The sequence below is a fragment of the Nonomuraea sp. NPDC050790 genome, assembly GCF_044456745.1.
Lineage (GTDB): Bacteria > Actinomycetota > Actinomycetes > Streptosporangiales > Streptosporangiaceae > Nonomuraea.
In genome coordinates, this window is the sequence record NZ_JBITGF010000002.1 from 933,508 (window position 1) to 950,936 (window position 17,429).

Genomic DNA, 17,429 nt, shown 5'->3' on the forward strand with positions numbered 1-17,429 from the left:
GTACTGTGGTCATCACGATCAGCACCCTGTCAACGACATGACCACGAACAAGGGCCCCACTGAACGCCCGCTGCTCTTCCTCGACGTTGACGGTCCGCTTTCTCCCTTTGGCGAGGACCTCCGACGCGAACTGCGGATCACGACACAGGAATCGCGCTTGGCGCGGCTCACCCGCGACGTGGGGCGTCGACCGGCGGCTCGAAAGATCGTTGATCAGGTCTTCGTGTCGCGGACGTCTTGTCCGTGTTCGGCGAATGCCTTGAAGTCCTGCATGTGCTGCAGCGACTGCTTGCGGAAAGTACCGGGCATCAAGCGTGCCATCAGCCGCATCAGCAGGCTGTCGAACCGGTACTCGTTCTCGCTCTGCCACAGCGTCGTCTGTGGACCGGCTTCGGTCAGGCGGTCGCGCACGCCGTTCCACATGCCCTTGACGACGATCTCGCGGTCGAAATGGACGACGCTGCCTTTCGGGATGTCGTGCAGGTCCGCCGGTTCGCGGCGGGTGATGGTCTCGGTGCCCTCGAACTGCTGCCTGCCCATCTGCATCACGACTCGCGACGTGGTGCCGACGTGCCCGTGCGTTCCGGTGAGCGGCTCGTGCAGCACCAAGCCCCGTAGCCACTTCGGCATCTCTGCCGGATCTGCCAGGAGCTGGACTACCTTCTCCCGCGGCAAGGCGATCTCGATCGAGACGGTGTACTTCATGGCGAAGTGATCCAGGCTTCTCGAGTGGACGGGTGCGCGATGGCAGCACCAACCCTACTCAGGGGTCCGGTGAGCAGCGGTGGAAATCGGTGGACACGTCGCTCCGGGGAGTTCTAGGTTGGCCCGAGTCCAAGGCCGACACGTCCAAGCGGGGTGCATTTGATGATGGTTCAAGCGGTGGTGGCCGGCGACGGCTGCCCTCCGGGAACGTCAGGACCTCATCGAACTAAGGAACCCTGTGGATCTTCCACGCGTATTCACCATTCGCGAAAGCAGCCACCGCATTCACAACCCGTTCACGGCTGACAAGTTCGCCGTGCTGGGCCAGGCGCTCCGTCTGGCACCCGGTACGCGGGCGCTCGACCTCGCCAGTGGATCGGGCGAGATGTTGTGCACCTGGGCGCGGGACCACCACGTCACGGGGACGGGGGTGGACGTCAGCACGGTGTTCACCGAGCAGGCCCGGGCTCGGGCCGCCGAACTCGGGGTCGCCCACCGGGTCGACTTCGTTCACGGCGACGCCTCGGGCTACGTCTCGGACGAGCCGGTCGATCTCGCCGCGTGTGTCGGGGCGACCTGGATCGGTGGCGGTGTCGCCGGCACCGTGGAACTGCTGGGCCGCAGCCTCCGCCCAGGCGGCCTGATGTTGATCGGCGAGCCGTACTGGCGTCAGGATCCGCCGACCCAGGACGTCGTCGAAGGCTGCCACGCGAGCCGCAGAGGCGACTTCCGGATGCTGCCGGAGCTGATCGGGCACTTCGGCGACCTCGGGTACGACGTCGTGGAGATGGTACTGGCCGATCAGGACAGCTGGGACCGGTACCAGGCGGCGCAGTGGCTCAACCTCCGCCGCTGGCTCGACCAGAACCCCGATGACGAGCTGGCCGCCGACGTGCGGGCCGAACTCTCCACCGGGCCTGTCCGGTACGTGAAGTACGCCCGTGAGTATCTCGGCTGGGGAGTCTTCGCACTGATGAGGCGCTGAGAGCACGACGCTGAACCGGCCTCCTGACGATGTGGTGGATTCGGTGGCCCCAGTTCTCCGCACGCTGGGTGATCAGGGATAGGGCGGGCCCAGGCTCCATACGCGTACCTTGCCGTCGTCTCCTGCGGACACCGCCACCGGGCGGTCGTCCAGGACGCCGATCGTCACCGCCTCGATCAGGCCCCGGTGGCCGAGGAACGGCTGGCCGATCTGGGTTCCGGTGGACAGGTCCCAGACCCGTACGGTCTCGTCGCGGTAGCCGCCGGACACCACCACCGCGCGGCCGTCGGCCAGTTCGCCTGCTGCCAATCCCAGCGCCCAGCTCCGGTGGCCGGTGAACGGCCGGCCGATCGGGGCGGCGGTGGAGAGGCTCCAGACGCGGACGGTGTGGTCGCCGTCTCCGCCGCCGGACACGGCCACCTGGCGGCCGCCGAGCCGGCCGATCGTCATCGATTCGATCGGGCCGCCGTGGGCCTGGAGGCGTTGGGCCGCCGGGGAGCCGGTGGTGAGGTCGGAGATGAGGATCCTGCCGTCGTAGCCGCCGGACACCACGACGGCGCGGCCCTCGGACTCGGCGATCGCCACGGCGAGTACCCAGGTGGGATGGCCGGTGATGGGTGCGCCGACGGGGGCGCCGGTGGTCAGGTCCCATCGGCGTACGGTGCCGTCCTGGCTGCCGGAGACGGCGATGGGGCGGCCGTTCAGTTGTCCGGTGGCGACGGATTCCACCGAACCCCGGTGCCCTGTGAACGGTTCGTGGATCGGGGCTCCGGTCGCCAGGTTCCAGACGCGGACGGTGCCGTCGAGGCCGCCGGACACCGCGACGGGGGTGTTGGCCAGCAGGGCCGTGGCCACTGACCAGATCGGGCCTTGGTGGCCCTTCAGGACCGGGCCGATCTGAGCGCCGGTGGCCAGGTCGGAGACGGTGACGGTGCCGTCGTAGCCGCCGGTGACCACGACCGGCTCGCCGTTCAGACGGCTCAGGGCCACGGAAAGGATCCACTTCTGGCGGCCCGCGACGGGCTCGCGGGCCAGGGCGCCGAACGGGATGCCGGTGGACAGGAACGGGACGCGGGTGGAGAAGAAGCCCCATGCCGCCGGGATCACGGCCACGACGACCCCTGCGGCCAGGGCGGCCATCAGGCGCCGGCGGCCCAGGGGCGGGCGATGGACCACGGGCGGGCTGGGAGTGGTCAGGGGGCGTTCGTGGGTCAGGGCGGTCAGGAGGTCGGCGATCGCGGGACGGTCGGTGGGGCGTTTGGACAGGCAGGCGGCCAGCACCGGGGCGAGGTGGGCGGGGACGTCCGTTAGGTCGGGGTCGCGGGTCATGATCGTGTTGAGGATCGCCGCCGGGCTGGAGCCGGGGAAGGCGCGGCGGGCGGTGGCGGCGTACACCATGGTGGCGGCCCACGCGAACACGTCGGAGGCCACGCTTGCGGCGCCGCCGTCCAGCAGCTCAGGCGCCATGTAGGCGGGGGTGCCGACCAGACCGGAGACCGCAGCGGACTGGTCGAGGGCGCGGGCGATGCCGAAGTCGATGACCACCGGCCCTTCCCGCCCCATGATCACGTTGCTGGGTTTGAAGTCGCGGTGCACGACTCCGGCCCGGTGGATCGCCTGCAGCGCCATCAGCGTGGTGATCGCCAGCCGGTCCAGGCCGCCGCCGGTGCGCGGGCCGTACCGGAACACGAGCAGTTCCAGGGACGGGCCGGGAACATACTCACTTACCAAGTACGGTCGCCCGCCCGCGATCCCCGCGTCCAGCACGCGCGCGGTGCAGAACGCCGCCACGCGGCGCGCGAACTCGCTCTCGCGCAGGAAGCGCTCCCTGGCGAGGTCGTCGCCGGCCATGCCGGAGTGGAGCGTCTTGACGGCCACCGGCCGTCCTTGCGAGGTGCGTCCCAGGTAGACCACTCCCTGGCCGCCGCTCCCGAGCACGCCGGACAACTGGTAGTCCGCGATCCAGGGCGGATCGCCTTCTGCCAGCGGGCGCGGTTCGGAGGTTAAGTCTTCCTCTCCCGGCCTCACACGGCGAACGGTACAAGCCGCCGGGCAGGAGAGGAAGGCGCAACCGCCGCAAGCCACGTCACGCGGCGTCGAGGGCTTCGGTGATCTTGCGGGCCATCTCGGTCATCGTCGGGCTGGGCTCGCCCGGACGGCTGCGCGTGGCGGCGTCGATCGCGACCGCGACGGTGCGGCGGAAGTTGTCGGCCTCGGCCGGATCCTGCTGCTTGAGCAGGTTCACGGCCGAGGTCAGCGCGGGCAGGACCTGGTCGGCGAGTTCGGCGACGGTCTTGCCGTACTTCACCCCCTTGGGAGCCTTGGTGAGCACGTGCCCGACCTCGCCGGTCGCGGAGGTCAAAGCGAGGGAGCCGTGGGTGGCGGCCTTGTGCGACGACCCGGCGGCGCCGGCCGCGGACATCAGCGAGACGGCGCCCCAGGCGGCGAGACGGAGGGTGAGCTTGTCCTGGTCGGTGAGGGTGATCGACATGATCGGTGCTCCTTCGGTAGTGGCCTCGGCGGTGGTCGCCGTGCCGTTCATGTGCTCAACCTTCGCCGAACGTCCTGATCCCGGACCGTCACCGTCCTGACACCGCGGCTGATACGACGGGACTGTCGGGGCGGGACGGCATGATGTGCTCATGACTGAGACGTTGACCCTGCCCGCAGCGGTGGACGCCGCCGCGCTGCTGTCGCTGTCCGGCGAGCACCACGCCCGGCTCGTGCGTCCGCTGGGCGCGCACGAGGCCGATGGGCATCTGGTGAAGGCGTACGCGCTGGAGAAGCCCGGCCGTGTCGTCGCCGGGGTGGAGGCCGGGCTGGAGCTCGCCGCCGGGCACCTGGCGCTGGGGTCCGCGCGCGGTTCGCTGGGGCTGGCGGTGCTGATCCTGCACGCGGGCGGCGACGGCGACTACGTCCTCCTGCACACCTGGATCGAGGCCCACATGTCCGACCTCGCGGTGTTCGTCGGCCCCGCGGACGACCCCGCCGGGCTGCGTCCCGGCCGGGCGGGGCTGGCGCCGTGCGTGTGGGAGGCCGCGATCCTGGCCCACGAGCGGGAGGCGTTCACCCGCCACGTGCTCGACGGCGGCGGGCCGATCGAGGAGCGGGTGTCCGCGTGGAGCGCCGACGTGATCTCCGGGGAGGTCCGTTGAATCCTCGGGTACGGCCGGCCGTACCCGCCGACCTGCCCCGCGTCGCCGAGCTGGCCGCCGAGCACACCGCCTACGAGAAGGCCCCGCCGCCCCCGCCCGACCTGGCCGAGCGGCTGTCGGCGTTGCTGTTCGGCGCGGCGGTCCCGCGGCTGCGCTGCCTGGTGGCCGAGACGCCGTCCGGGGAGGTGGTCGGTTATGCCACCTGCGCGCCCGAGGTGTCCACGTGGGGCGGCTTGGAGTACCTGCACATGGACTGCCTGTTCCTCACCGAGGCCAGCCGGGGGCACGGCCTCGGGCAACTGCTCATGGCGGCGGTGGTAGGGCAGGCGCGGGAGCTGGGCCTGCCGTACGTGCAGTGGCAGACGCCGATCTGGAACGAGGGCGCCATTCGCTTCTATGATCGCCTGGGCGCCCGATCGACGGAGAAGCGCCGCTACACCCTGGATGTCTGACCTGTGGCCAACTGGCGATTACTCGGCATCGTCCTTCGCGTACAGCCGTCCGCGCTGATCCCCTACTGGCTGTTCGCCCTTCCCTGGCGCACCTGGACGGTGGCCGGGGTGGGGGCGGCCGGATGCTGGTATTTGGTGAGGATCGGCGGATTCGGCGTCTGGCCGCTCGCCGTGGTGACGGGACTGTCGGCATGGGCCGCGCACACCAGGAGCTTCACCTGGCGGAACCCCCGGTTGTCGCTGCGCAGGCAGCCGAGGCTGGCCGCCGTGGTGAGGGACGCGGCGCGGACGGCCGGGTTTCGCCGGACGCCGCAGATCCGGATCGGCGCCTTCGGGGGCACCGGCGTCGCGAGGAACTGGTACGGCAAGCCCAGGATCCGGATCGGGCTGCCGTTGCTGCTCCAGTTGCCCGAGGACGAGCTGCGCGCCTTGCTGATCGTCGAGCTGATCCGGCTCAGGAAGGCCACCTACCGCACGCACCTGCTCCTGGACCTGTACGAGGACGAGCTCCTGAAGCCGACGCCGTGGCAGGCGGAGATCGTCGAGGAGGTCCGGCAGGTCCGGCGTGCCCAGTGGCTGGTGGCGGCCGAGCTTGCCGGGCGGGAGCCCGTTGCGGCGGTCCTGCGGCGGTTCCTGGTCGGGCAGTGGGCCTTCGACTGGCTCATGGCGCGGACACCCGGGGCGCCTGCCGATGTCTATGAGGCCTTTGTCTGGAAGTTGCGGCACGATCGGCTGGCCGAGCGGATCGCGCCTGGCGTCTGGGCGTGGATGCGCGCTCGTCCGGCGGTCGTCGAGGGCAAGGTCATGGACGAGCTGGGCTGGAACGACGGGTCCGTCCCCGAGTTCCCCGACGACCCCGTCGTGGCCGGGGTGCCGCGGCGGTTCGTAACCCGCCTGCTGCGTGGAGTCGATGCCAAGACCGGCGGGGGTTTTCGCCTCACGGACGTCGCCCGGGAGCGGTGGATCGCCTACTGGGGCGAAGCGCGCTCGGACGTGATCGAGGCGGCTGGCCAGGTGCTCGGCCGGGAGGCCGGGGACGATGACGTTATCGCGCTGGTTCGCGCGGGGCGGGCGGGGGAGCTTGAGTGGTGGCACACCAGGTGGCCGTGTCCCCACCCCAGCCGGGACGTCTGCGCCCTGGTCCCGATTTTTCAGGTGAAAGCCTGGCAGGGGGGATACGTCGCGAAGCACCCGTACCGGCAGCGGGAGCTGGCAGGACCGGACGGTCACCTGATAGACGTCGTGCGACTCGCACGCGACGGAGGACACATGCGCGACCCCGACGAGGACGCCCGGCGGCTGGCGGCCGAATCCCTGGCCGGAGGCGACGCCACCGGCTGGTTCGAGAGGCTCTACGCCGCGTCCGCCTCAGGAGAGGCCATCGTGCCCTGGGACTCCGGCGGCCCGCACCCGCTGCTGGTCGAGTGGGCGCGGGAGCCGGGTGACGGGCGGCGGGCCATGGTGGTCGGGTGCGGGCTGGGCGACGACGCCGAGCACGTGTCCGGGCTCGGCTACGTCACGACCGCCTTCGACGTCTCCGAGTCGGCGATCAAGGGCGCCAAGGCGCGCTTCCCGGAGTCGGCGGTCGACTACTCGGCCGCCGACCTGTTCGACCTGCCGGGGGAGTGGCGTGGGGCGTTCGACCTGGTCGTGGAGATCATGACGGTGCAGGCGCTGCCCGAGGACCTGCACGCCCCGGCGATCGCCGCCGTGCGCGACCTGGTGGCGCCCGGCGGAACCCTCCTGGTCATCGCCACGGCCAGGGACGAGGGCGGGCCCGTGTACGCGCCGCCGTGGCCGCTGACCCCCTCGGAGGTGGCGGCCTTCGGCGAGGGCGGGTCCGGCGCCGAGATCGAGGAGATCGGCACCGGGGAACGCCGCCGCTGGCGAGCCGCCTTCCGCCGCGGCTGAACGCCGTACCAAGAGCTGAGCGCCCGTACCAAGAGCTGAGCGTCCGTACCGAAGGTCAGAAGCGCCTGTACAAACGGTCAGAGGACGCCGCAGCCGTCGCCGAGGCTCTTGGTCGGGTCGAGTGAGGCGGTCTTGCGTGGTTTGGGCGTGCTGGAGCCCGTCGGCGTGGCGCTCGCGACGGCGGGCCGGCGCGTCACCGAGTCGCGGATGGCCTTGGTGGAGATCTGGCGGATCTTGTCCCAGTCGGGATAGCCGGTGCTGATCAGCGGCGGCACGAACTGGATGCTGGACACCTTCGCGTTCTTGACCTTCAGGGCCAGCGGCACCAGATGGGCGAGCATGTTGCGGGGGATGTCGGTCCTGATGAGTTCCTTGGTGGCCAGCGCGATCTTGTTGAACCGGGTCAGAACGGTGGCCGGATCGGCCTGGTCGAGCAGGGCGGCGATCACGCAGCGCTGGCGGCGCATCCGGGTGTAGTCGTCGGAGTAGGTGCGCGAGCGGGCGTACCACATGGCGTCGCCGCCGTTCAGCTTGCGCGTGCCGGCCTTGACCAGGCCCTCGTTGTACTTGCCGAACACGACGTCCCGCTCCACCGTGAGCGTCACGCCGCCGATGGCGTCGATCAGCTTGGCGAAGCCCCACATGTTGACCAGGGCGTACCAGTCGACCTTGACCCCGAGGGTGTGGCCGATGGTCTCCATGAGGACCTTGGCGCCCTGGTGGGTGCGGCCGCCGAAGATCTCCGGGTGCGCGTCCGCGTACTCCCAGACGCTGTTGAGCAGGTCGCTGCGGCCGCCGCCCGGGTCGGCGGGGAGGCGGAAGCCGTTCGGGAAGCGCTCGGCCATCGGCGTGCCGGGACGGAAGCGCACGTTCTCCAGGTTGCGCGGCAGGCTCATCAGCACGGTGTTGCCCGAGGCGACGTCGATGCTGGCCAGGTTCATGCTGTCGGTGCGCACGCCGGTCCTGTGGGTGTCGGCGTCGCCGCCGAGCAGCAGGATGTTGACGCGCTGGCGCCCCGCCCAAGGGTCGGCGGGCCGGCCCTGCTGTTGGGGCCGATCGGCCATGGGGTTCTCGTCGGGGGCGAAGATGTTGTCGATCGCGCTGTGGGCGGTGAAGACGGTCTGCGCGGCGAGGGCGAAGGGCGCGATGACCGCCACGGCGAGCAGGCCGGCGAGGGTGCCCGTGAGGATCTGGGCGTTCTGCGGCAGCCGTCCGGGATTGAGGACGATGAACGTGTGCACGATCAGCGCGAACCAGGCCAGCCCGAGCAGCAGCGCGCCGACCGCGATCGTCTGCAGCCAGTTGACGGCGGCTCCGAACAGGTCGCCGTCGGCGGTCAGGACGACGAGGAGCACGGCGAGGAGCCCGGCCGCGTAGCAGCCGAGCAATGCCAGTCCGGTTCTGCGCCAGCCGGCCCGTAGATGGCCCGCCCCTGGCACGAGCGCCGACAACAGGGTCCATCCCAGGACCGCGCCGGTGCTCACCGGTACCTTGCTCCGTGACACACCCATCCCCGCTTCCCCGCGCAGTCCACCGTAGGCCGCTTTGGGGCGGCAGCATACGGATGGAATGCGAAATATGACGTTAGTGGAGAGTGAACATCAGTAACCGAATAAGATTCGGTTCATGGCCTTCTCCGAGATCGACTACACCGTGACGGACGGTGTCGCCACCGTCACATTGAAGCGTCCCGAACGCCTGAACGCCTTCACCTTTACGATGCGCGGTGAGTTGGTCGACGCTTTCGACAGAAGCGACGCCGACGACGAGGTACGCGCGGTCGTCGTCACCGGCGCGGGCCGGGCCTTCTGCGCCGGAGCCGACCTGTCCGGCGGAGGCGGGACCTTCGGCCACGGCAAGGGCGAGCTGATCGACGGCTACCCGCGCGACGGCGGCGGCACGGTCGCGCTGCGCATCGCGGCCAGCCTCAAACCGGTCATCGCCGCCGTCAACGGCCCCGCCGTAGGGGTGGGCGCCACCATGACCCTCCCCATGGACGTACGGCTGGCCGCCGACACCGCCCGCTTCGGCTTCGTCTTCGCCCGCCGGGGCATCGTCACCGAGGCCGCGTCGAGCTGGTTCCTGCCCAGGATCGCCGGCATCGCCCAGGCCATGGAGTGGTCGGCCACCGGCCGGATCTTCGACGCGCAGGAGGCGCTCGCGGGCCGGCTCGTCTCCCGCATATACCCCGCCGACGACCTCCTGCCCGCCGCCCACGCCCTGGCCCGCGAGATCGCCGACAACACCTCGGCCGTCTCCGTAGCCGCCATCCGCAGGCTCATGTGGTCCGGCCTGTCGGCGCGGAGCCCCTGGCAGGCGCACGCCGTCGACTCCCGGCTCATGGCCGAGCTGGGCGGCGCCCCCGACGCGGTCGAAGGCGTCACCGCGTTCCTGGAGAAGCGCCCCGCCGACTTCCCGATGCGGGTGAGCACAGACCTACCCGAGGGGCTGCCGAATTGGCCTTATCGTGATGAACATGTATGAGAGCACCGTCCTCCCGCTGCCGCCCGACTCCGAGGGCGAGGTCGTCGCGACCCTTCTGACCAGGCGGGCGGAAGCCCCCACCGGCCGGGCCGTTCTCTACATCCACGGCTTCACCGACTACTTCTTCCAGGACCACCTCGCCGACCACTACGTGGCGCAGGGCGTCGACTTCTACGCCCTCGACCTGCGCAAGTACGGCCGGTCCCTGCTCCCGCACCAGACCCGCGGCCTGATCAGGAGCGTCACCGACTACTTCCCCGAGATCGACGAGTCGGTCCGCATCATCAGGCGCAACCACGACACGCTCACCATCAACGCCCACTCCACCGGCGGCCTGGTCGCCGCCCTGTGGGCCGACCGGGTACGCGGGCGCGGCCTGGCCCAGGGACTGGTGCTCAACAGCCCGTTCCTCGACCTCAACGTGCCGGCCCCGGTCCGCCTGGCCGCCGACCTGCTCAAGACACCGATGTCCTACTCCAACCGGCCGCTGCCCCTCGGCGTCAGCACCGCCTACGGCCAGAGCCTGCACCGCTCCTCGGGCGGCGAATGGGAGTACGACCTGGAGCTCAAGCCGCTCGGCGGTTTCGCCGTGCACGCCTCGTGGCTGGCCGCCATCCGCCGCGCCCAGCGCCGCCTGCACAGGGGCCTCGACGTCGACGTCCCGGTGCTGGTCCTGGCGGCGAGCGCCGGTCTGCGCGTACGCGACTTCGTTCCCGAGGCGCGCTCCGCCGACATCGTCCTGGACCCGCGGCAGATCGCCCGCTGGGCCACCGCGATCGGCCCGCACGTCACCTGCGTGCGCATCACCGACGGCATCCACGACCTGGTGCTGTCGGCAGAACCCGCGCGCAAGCAGGTCTTCGCCGAGATCGACCGCTGGTGCGCCGCCTACGTCTACCAGGGGAAGGAGAACAGGCCGTAGTAGGCCGCGGCCACGAGCAGCAGGCCCGTCCCGCCGGCCACCCCGGCGATCGCCACGTGCTGCCAGCGGCTCGGCTGCCAGCCCTCGCGCAGCCCCGACACCACCGCGGCGACCGCGGTGACCTCCTGGACCAGCATCAGCACGGCAAGCGCCCGCACCAGCAGCCACCCGGCCAGCACCGCGGGCCAGGCCCCCGCCTGGTTGATCGAGAACATCACCAGCAGCGCGATGAACCCGCCCACCGAGACCAGCAGCGCCAGGCCCGTCCAGGCCATGCGGTGCAGGCGGCGCCTGATCGGAGTCCACAGCCTGGCGTTCGTCTCGGCCGTGGCGCGTTTGTGGCCGCGCAGCCGTACCACCATCGAGGCGACCGGACCGGCCACGTAGCCCACGGCGGCCAGGCAGATCGTCAGGCCCAGCATCGTCCCGCCCGCGTACCACGGCGCGGCGGGCACGTCGGCGGCCTCGAAGCGCTGCACGGGCGTCGCGCCGGCCAGGTGCACGCTGGGCGTGGCGGTCCGCGGCAGGCCCTTGAGCCAGTTGGCCAGCGTCTCCAGGTAGCCCTTGGTGAACGGCCCGCCCGCCACCCGCAGCGCGTGGTCGCCCTTGTCCATGAAGCGGATCGTGTACTGGTCGTTGCCCGCCTCCTTCAGCGCCGTCGTCAGCGCCTGCGTGGACTCCACGAACGGGATCGACGGGTCGGTCGTGCCGTAGAGCGCCAGGACGGGCTGCCTGATCTGGCGCAGCGCGGGCATCGCGTCGTAGCGCAGGAAGTCGAAGCCGACCCCGCCCATGGCCCTGGTCAGCAGGTCGCGCGCGCCCACGGGCGCGCGCAGCCGTAGCAACTGCTCGTTCAGCGCCCACGCGACCTGCCGCAGCGGCGAGACGTTCGGAGAGGACACGAGTACGGCGAAGCCTACGTCGAGGCTCTTGGCGGCGGCGATCGGCACCACCCAGCCGCCCTCGCTCACGCCCCAGAGCCCCACCCGCGACCTGTCGACGCCCGGCTGGTCGCGCAGCCACCGCACCCACCGCAGCGCGTCGTCGGCGAGCAGGCCGAAGTCACGCTCGCGGAAGGTGTAGCCGATCGTGCGCTTGTCGAACGCGACCGTCGCCACGCCGGCCCTGGCGAGGAAGTCCGCCTGCGGGGTGAACTCCTCCCTGGACCCGTTGCCCGAGCCCGACACGAACACCATCCCCGGGTGGGGGCCGGGTGTGAGCGGAAAACGGACCGTTCCTGACAGCGTCTGGCGCTCTGCGGGGATGGTCACCTCAAGCGTGCGTACCGGCCCGGCCGCCGCCACGGGCCTGAGCTCCTCGACCGGCTGCGGCGCGAGGGAGCGGAACGCCTGATCCACCTGCAACGGAGGTGGGTCGAACGCCGGTGGCAGTGCGTATCCGACGGTCGCCAAAGCCACCAGCACCAAACCGGCGGCAACACTCAAGGTGCCACGGCCTGTGCGCATCGGCCTCCCCATGTGCGCTGGTTTGCCCACTGATCTTCCACCCTACTCCCGGCTCATGTGGCGCAGGGGACCGCATTTGTCGGTGAGACCTGTTAGCTTCCTGCGACATGCGGATCCTGCACACCTCCGACTGGCATCTCGGCCGCGCCTTTCACCGCGAGAGCCTGCTGGAGGGCCAGGCGGCCTTCATCGATCACCTGGTCGAGACCATCATGGCGGAGCGGGTCGACGTGGTCGCCGTCGCGGGTGACGTATACGACCGGGCGCTGCCTCCGGTCGACGCCGTCGCCCTGTTCGACGAGGCCCTGAACAGGATCGTCGCCGCCGGTGCCCGGATTGTGATGATCAGCGGCAACCACGACTCGGCGCGTCGCCTTGGCGTCGGGGCCTCGTTGCTGGATCGTGCCGGTGTGCACCTGCGCACCGACCCCGACCGCGCCTGGGAGCCCGTCGTCCTCGACGACGTGGCCTTCTACGGCATCCCCTACCTGGAGCCCGAACTGGTGCGCGGCCCCTGGGAGCTGGCCGAGCGCAGCCACACCGCCGCGCTGGCCCACGCGATGGAGCGCGTACGCGCCTCCGCGGCTCGCCACGCGAAGGCCGTGGCGCTGGCCCACGTGTTCGTGACCGGGGGAGAGGCCAGCGACAGCGAGCGCGACATCAGCGTGGGCGGGGTGGCGCACGTGCCGCTGTCGGCCTTCGCCGGTCTCGACTACGTGGCCCTCGGCCACCTCCACGGCCGCCAGCGGATGTCGGAGACGGTCCGCTACTCCGGCTCGCCGCTGGCCTACTCCTTCTCCGAGGTCAACCAGGTCAAGGGGAGCTGGCTGGTCCCGCTCGGCGCGGAACCCGAGTTCGTGCCCGCGCCCGTCCCACGCCCGATCGGACGCCTCAGGGGCGAGCTGGAGGACCTGCTGACCTCCCCCCGCCACGCCGCCTACGAGGACCACTGGCTCCAGATCGTGCTGACCGACGCGGTCCGCCCCAAATCGGCCATGGACCGGCTGCGCGCCCGCTTCCCGCACACGCTCGCCCTCTCCTTCGACCCCGTCGGCGCCGCCGAGGCCGCTCCCGTGGCCCCCATCAGCGGCCGCGCGGAGGCCGAGGTGGCGCTCGACTTCGTCAGGGAGGTACGCGGCGAGCCCGCCTCCGGCGACGAGGAAGACCTGCTCAGACTGGCCATCGAGGCATCGAGGATCAAGGAGGCGATGGCCTAGATGCGGCCGCACCTGCTGACGCTCACCGCGTTCGGATCGTTCCCGGGCACCGAGACGGTCTCCTTCGACGCGCTGACCGAAGCCGGTCTCTTCCTCGTCCACGGCCCCACCGGCGCGGGCAAGACCACCGTCCTCGACGCGTTGTGCTTCGCCCTGTTCGGCAAGGTCGCCAACGCGCAGCGCGACAGCGCCAGAAGCCTGCGCTGCGACCACGCGCCGCCGGGCGTCGGGCCGTCGGTGACGCTGGAGGCCACGCTGAGGGGCCGCCTGCTCCGCATCGAACGCTCGCCCGCGTGGCAGCGGCCCAAGCTGCGGGGGTCGGGGTTCACCGAGGAGAAGGCCAAGGTCATCGTCCAGGAACGCGCCGGTTCCTCCTGGCAGGGGCTGACCACGCGGGCCGACGAGGCGGGCGACCTGATCGGCGGGCTGCTCGGCATGAACGCCGACCAGTTCTGCCAGGTGGCCATGCTGCCCCAGGGGGACTTCGCGCGCTTCCTCCGTTCTGACGGCGATGATCGGCGGCGGCTGCTGGAGCGGCTGTTCACCGTCAAGGTGTACACGCAGGCGGAGTCCTGGCTGGCGGAGCGGCGTAAGCAGGCTTGGCGGGAGCAGCAGGAACTGCGGCAGCAGGTCGACTTCGCCATCCAGCGGATCGAGGAGGCGGCTGGGGAGGATCTGACGCCGCTCGTGCTTTCCGCTGGGACGGCTGCCGAGGTGCCGGGCGGGGAACAGGACGCGCTGTTCGAGCTGGCTGTGGAGCCGGTTTCCGGTGGGGCGGCTGCGGGCGCTCAGGATGCCGCGGCCGGTGGGGCGGGCGCGTTCACGGCCGGTGGGGCGGACAACGCCGGGGCCGTTGAGGTGCCTACGGCGGAGAGTGATCCGCTGGGGTGGGCCGGTGGGTTGCTGGCCGCGGCTCGGGCCGTGGTGGCCGGGTCCGCTGATCGGCAGGCTGGGGCTGAGTCCGCGCTGCGCCGGGCCAGGAACGGTTACGAGGTGGCCACCGCGCTGGCCGAGCGGCAGCGGCGGCATGCGGCTGCCGTGGCGCTGCGCCGTACCTTGGACGAGCGTGCGGAAGAGCGGGCCGACCTGCAGGCGCTGCTCGACGACGCGACGCGGGCCGATCGGGTGCTGCCGCTGGTGACGGCAGCCCGGCAGCGTGCCGAGGCCGCCGCCAAGACCCGCACGCTCGCCGCCGACGCCATCGCCCGCGCCCGCCCCCTCCTCACCCCCGATACCCCCCGCCCACCAGAGAACCGCACGCCCGAGGGAGGGACGGTTGAGGGGCGCACGGTTGAGGCGCGGTTGCCTGGGCGGCATGGGCAGGCGGGGCGGCGAGGGGTTGGGGTTGATGATCCTGAGTTGCCCGGACGGCTGGCGGTGTTGGAGCGGGAGCGGCATGACGAGTCGGCGCGGCTGTCGGAGCTGCTGACCGAGGAGGCGAGGTTGTCGGTGATCCGCCGCGACCTGGCCCGGGTCGAGGACGAGCTCACCTCGCTGGTCGCCGAGGACGAGAGCACCGGCGCCCGGCTTGCCGGACTGCCTGACCTTATCGAGCAGGCCGAGGGGTTGCTGGCGCAGGCGCGGGTGGATGCCGCTCGGGTGCCCGCCGCGGAGGCCGTGCGGGATGCCGTCTCCGACATTCTCGACGCGGACCGGGAGCTGGTACGGCTGGCCGCCCAGCTCGACACCCTGACCCGCCGCCAGAATGACCTGTCGGCGGCCGCCGCCGACCTGCCCGCCAAGCTGGCCGAGGCGAAGGCGGCGCTGGATCGGGTACGCGCGGAGGCCGCCACCGTTCCCGCCGCGATGGCCGCGAGGGATGCGGCGCGGGGTGTCCTGGAGGCCGCGCGGCGCAGGGACACGCTCACCGGCGAGCTTCACATCGCCACCGAAGCCCTCAAGCACCTGGTCGACGAGGCCCAGCGGCTGCGCGAACGCTGGCTGGACGTCCGGCAGGCCCGCCTCGACGGGATGGCCGCCGAACTGGCCCGCGACCTGTCTTCGGGGGAGCCGTGTGCGGTGTGTGGTTCCCCGCATCACCCTGACCCCGCCTCACCGGCTCCGACCGCGCCTTCGCCGGACGACGAGCGTGCGGCCGAATCGGCGCACGAGGTCGCGTTGGGCCGCCGGGAGGCCGCAGAACGTGCCATCGCCACCCTTGAGTCCCGCCTGGCCGCCGCCACAGAAGCCGCCCAGCCCCGCCTTCCGGCCCCCTCTGCCGGGAAGCCGCACGCAGCGGAACCCTCTGACGGGGAGCCCTATGTGGCGGAGCTCGCTGACGCGGAGCTCTATGTGGCGGTGCCCGCTGACGCGGAGCTCTATGTGGCGGTGCCCGCTGACGCGGAGCCCTGTGCGGCGGTGCCCTCCGATGGGGAGCCCTATGCGGCTTCGGTGACGGGGCTGAGTGTGGAGGATGCTGAGCGGGCCGTGTGGGAGGCCGAGCGGGAGGTGGCGCGGCTGCGGGAGGTCGCCGAGCGTGAGCCCGTGCTGGCCGCCGAGGTCGAGCGGATCGAGGGACAGCAGCAGCGTGCGGCTGAGCAGGCTCGCGAGGTCGGTGAGGCCATCGCCGCCCAGCGCACCCACCACACCCAACTGACCGCGGAACGTGCCCGCCTCGTCAGCCGCCTGCCCACGACCGCCTCCGACGGTTCGGGTGATGCCGCCGCTGGGAGCGTCTCCGCCGAGGGTTCGGAGGGTGGCGCTTCGGTGGGGGGTGCGGCTCCCGGCGGGGTGGTTGTCGGGGTGGGGACGCTGCGGGAGGCCGTGGCTGACGTGGATCGGTTGCGGCGGTCGGCCGGGCGGGAGGCGGTGCTGGCCGGGCAGGTGGAGCGGCTGCGCCGGGAGCGGGCCGAGCTGGAGGAACGGCTGCGCCGCGTGAGCGCGCGGGTCGCGGCCTGCCGTACCAGGCAGGAAGAGCTGAGCGGCGACGCGGGACGGCTGGCGGCGCGGCTGGACGGTGCGCGCGGCGACGACCCCACGCTGGCGGCGCGGCTGTCACGGCTGGGGGACGAGGCCGAGTTGCTGCGCGAGGCGCTGGAGGCGACCGAGCGCGCGGTGCGGGCGGCGCAGGAGCGCGACGCGGCGCGGCAGGAGGCGGAGCGGGCGGCGGCCGAGGCGGAGTTCGCGGACGTGGACGAGGCGCTCGCGGCGGCCAGGCCGGACGAGGAGCGCGAGCGCAAGGCGGAGCTGCTGCGGGAGCTGGACGCGCAGTACGCGGCGGTGACGAGCACGCTGGCCGACCCGGCGCTGGTCGCGGCGGCGAACGAGGCGGCGCCCGATCTGGCGGAGCTGGAGGAGGCGCGGGAGCGGGCCGAGGAGGAGTACGCGGCGCTCGTGTCGTTGCGGGACCAGGCGCAGTCCAGGGCCCGGCGGCTTGAGGAGCTTTGCCAGGAGTTGCGCGGGTGCCTGGAGCGGTGGGAGCCGGCCGCGGCGGCCCACCGGCTGGCCGAACGGATGGCGGCCCTGGCGTCCGGCACCTCCGGGGACAACCAGTGGAACATGAGCCTGTCGTCGTTCGTGCTGGGCGAGCGGCTGCGGCAGGTCGTGGCGGCGGCCAACGACCGGCTGGATCACATGTCGGGCGGGCGCTACCAGCTCCAGCACGACCTGCGCAAAACGGCCGGCGCGCGCGGAAGGTCGGGCGGCGGGCTCGGGCTGCGGGTGGCCGACGGCTGGACGGGCGTCGACCGGGACCCGGCCACGCTGTCCGGCGGCGAGAGCTTCATCACCTCGCTGGCCCTGGCGCTCGGGCTGGCCGACGTGGTGACCGCGGAGGCGGGCGGCGCCGAGATCGGCACGTTGTTCGTGGACGAGGGGTTCGGCACGCTCGACGAGGACACCCTGGACGGCGTCCTGGACATCCTGGACGGGCTGCGCGACGGCGGTCGCGCGGTCGGGATCGTCAGTCACGTGGCCGAACTGCGCACCAGGATTCCGGCGCAGCTCAAGGTGACCAAGACGCGTACCGGCTCGGCCCTGTCGGTGGTCGGGATCAGCGGGTGAGCCACCAGACGATGACGACGATGGCGCCGATCACGAGGGCGACGCCGTACTGGATGAGGGCCCGGCCGAGGCGGCGGCGGAGATAACCAGGACGGTGGCGGTCTGCGGTCATCGCCCCAGTGTGCCAAGG

14 protein-coding genes are annotated in these 17,429 nt (G+C 71.7%); 8 read left to right on the forward strand and 6 right to left on the reverse strand.

Annotated elements, in window-relative coordinates:
* Window positions 1-213: 213 nt before the first annotated feature.
* Entirely contained in the window at window positions 214-705 is a 492-nt protein-coding gene (locus ACIBEJ_RS12750) for an SRPBCC family protein (RefSeq protein ID WP_397182815.1), read from the reverse strand.
* Between the two features lie 238 nt (window positions 706-943).
* Between ACIBEJ_RS12750 and ACIBEJ_RS12755 the strand changes: the two genes are divergently transcribed.
* A complete protein-coding gene (locus ACIBEJ_RS12755; protein ID WP_397182816.1) occupies window positions 944-1,690 on the forward strand; it encodes an SAM-dependent methyltransferase in 747 nt (248 codons plus the stop codon).
* Window positions 1,691-1,762: 72 nt separating this feature from the next.
* Here the strand turns inward: ACIBEJ_RS12755 and ACIBEJ_RS12760 are convergent, their stop codons facing one another.
* Window positions 1,763-3,718, reverse strand: coding sequence for a serine/threonine-protein kinase (locus tag ACIBEJ_RS12760; protein WP_397182817.1), 1,956 nt, complete (start codon window positions 3,716-3,718; stop codon window positions 1,763-1,765).
* Between the two features lie 58 nt (window positions 3,719-3,776).
* The gene (locus ACIBEJ_RS12765) at window positions 3,777-4,232 is read right to left on the reverse strand and encodes a hypothetical protein (protein ID WP_397182818.1); all 456 of its coding nucleotides are present in this window, start codon (window positions 4,230-4,232) and stop codon (window positions 3,777-3,779) included.
* A 100-nt stretch (window positions 4,233-4,332) separates the two neighbouring features.
* Between ACIBEJ_RS12765 and ACIBEJ_RS12770 the strand changes: the two genes are divergently transcribed.
* Genes ACIBEJ_RS12770 through ACIBEJ_RS12780 form a run of 3 tightly spaced genes read left to right on the forward strand, consistent with a single transcriptional unit; the run spans window position 4,333 to window position 7,208 of the window.
* Entirely contained in the window at window positions 4,333-4,845 is a 513-nt protein-coding gene (locus tag ACIBEJ_RS12770; RefSeq protein WP_397182819.1) for a hypothetical protein, read from the forward strand.
* Window positions 4,842-5,297: a GNAT family N-acetyltransferase gene (locus ACIBEJ_RS12775; protein WP_397182820.1), complete on the forward strand. Its 456-nt coding sequence runs from the start codon at window positions 4,842-4,844 to the stop codon at window positions 5,295-5,297. The genes ACIBEJ_RS12770 and ACIBEJ_RS12775 overlap by 4 nt, the downstream gene beginning before the upstream one ends.
* A gap of 3 nt (window positions 5,298-5,300) precedes the next feature.
* Complete coding sequence (locus ACIBEJ_RS12780) at window positions 5,301-7,208, forward strand: methyltransferase domain-containing protein (protein ID WP_397182821.1); 1,908 nt, start codon at window positions 5,301-5,303, stop codon at window positions 7,206-7,208.
* Between the two features lie 77 nt (window positions 7,209-7,285).
* Here ACIBEJ_RS12780 and ACIBEJ_RS12785 read toward each other — a convergent pair whose 3' ends face one another.
* The gene (locus ACIBEJ_RS12785) at window positions 7,286-8,692 is read right to left on the reverse strand and encodes an LCP family protein (protein ID WP_397182822.1); all 1,407 of its coding nucleotides are present in this window, start codon (window positions 8,690-8,692) and stop codon (window positions 7,286-7,288) included.
* A 142-nt stretch (window positions 8,693-8,834) separates the two neighbouring features.
* Here ACIBEJ_RS12785 and ACIBEJ_RS12790 point away from each other — a divergent pair, with 142 nt between their 5' ends.
* Together ACIBEJ_RS12790 and ACIBEJ_RS12795 are read left to right on the forward strand one after the other, a co-directional pair.
* Window positions 8,835-9,692, forward strand: coding sequence for an enoyl-CoA hydratase-related protein (locus ACIBEJ_RS12790; protein WP_397182823.1), 858 nt, complete (start codon window positions 8,835-8,837; stop codon window positions 9,690-9,692).
* Window positions 9,685-10,614, forward strand: a complete 930-nt coding sequence (locus ACIBEJ_RS12795) for an alpha/beta hydrolase (RefSeq protein ID WP_397182824.1) — start codon at window positions 9,685-9,687, stop codon at window positions 10,612-10,614. The genes ACIBEJ_RS12790 and ACIBEJ_RS12795 overlap by 8 nt, the downstream gene beginning before the upstream one ends.
* On the opposite strand, the gene ACIBEJ_RS12800 is transcribed toward ACIBEJ_RS12795, so the two are convergent.
* Window positions 10,587-11,972 carry an alpha/beta hydrolase family protein gene (locus ACIBEJ_RS12800; protein WP_397182825.1) on the reverse strand — a complete coding sequence of 462 codons (1,386 nt, stop codon included), beginning with the start codon at window positions 11,970-11,972 and terminating at the stop codon, window positions 10,587-10,589. The genes ACIBEJ_RS12795 and ACIBEJ_RS12800 overlap by 28 nt on opposite strands.
* A gap of 215 nt (window positions 11,973-12,187) precedes the next feature.
* Between ACIBEJ_RS12800 and ACIBEJ_RS12805 the strand changes: the two genes are divergently transcribed.
* Together ACIBEJ_RS12805 and ACIBEJ_RS12810 are read left to right on the forward strand one after the other, a co-directional pair.
* Complete coding sequence (locus ACIBEJ_RS12805; protein ID WP_397182826.1) at window positions 12,188-13,297, forward strand: exonuclease SbcCD subunit D; 1,110 nt, start codon at window positions 12,188-12,190, stop codon at window positions 13,295-13,297.
* Window positions 13,298-17,299 (forward strand): AAA family ATPase, encoded by a 4,002-nt coding sequence (locus tag ACIBEJ_RS12810; protein WP_397182827.1) that lies wholly within the window; start codon window positions 13,298-13,300, stop codon window positions 17,297-17,299.
* On the opposite strand, the gene ACIBEJ_RS12815 is transcribed toward ACIBEJ_RS12810, so the two are convergent.
* Window positions 17,289-17,411 (reverse strand): hypothetical protein, encoded by a 123-nt coding sequence (locus ACIBEJ_RS12815; RefSeq protein WP_397182828.1) that lies wholly within the window; start codon window positions 17,409-17,411, stop codon window positions 17,289-17,291. The genes ACIBEJ_RS12810 and ACIBEJ_RS12815 overlap by 11 nt on opposite strands.
* Between the last annotated feature and the right edge of the window lie 18 nt (window positions 17,412-17,429).

What these genes read in the sequence shown, in the direction of transcription:
- ACIBEJ_RS12765 (WP_397182818.1), bottom strand. Translation starts at nt 4,232, where the DNA reads ATGAACGGCACGGCGACCACCGCCGAGGCCACTACCGAAGGAGCACCG.
- ACIBEJ_RS12810 (WP_397182827.1), top strand. Translation starts at nt 13,298, where the DNA reads ATGCGGCCGCACCTGCTGACGCTCACCGCGTTCGGATCGTTCCCGGGC.
- ACIBEJ_RS12805 (WP_397182826.1), top strand. Translation starts at nt 12,188, where the DNA reads ATGCGGATCCTGCACACCTCCGACTGGCATCTCGGCCGCGCCTTTCAC.
- ACIBEJ_RS12815 (WP_397182828.1), bottom strand. Translation starts at nt 17,411, where the DNA reads ATGACCGCAGACCGCCACCGTCCTGGTTATCTCCGCCGCCGCCTCGGC.
- ACIBEJ_RS12750 (WP_397182815.1), bottom strand. Translation starts at nt 705, where the DNA reads ATGAAGTACACCGTCTCGATCGAGATCGCCTTGCCGCGGGAGAAGGTA.
- ACIBEJ_RS12770 (WP_397182819.1), top strand. Translation starts at nt 4,333, where the DNA reads ATGACTGAGACGTTGACCCTGCCCGCAGCGGTGGACGCCGCCGCGCTG.
- ACIBEJ_RS12790 (WP_397182823.1), top strand. Translation starts at nt 8,835, where the DNA reads ATGGCCTTCTCCGAGATCGACTACACCGTGACGGACGGTGTCGCCACC.
- ACIBEJ_RS12795 (WP_397182824.1), top strand. Translation starts at nt 9,685, where the DNA reads ATGTATGAGAGCACCGTCCTCCCGCTGCCGCCCGACTCCGAGGGCGAG.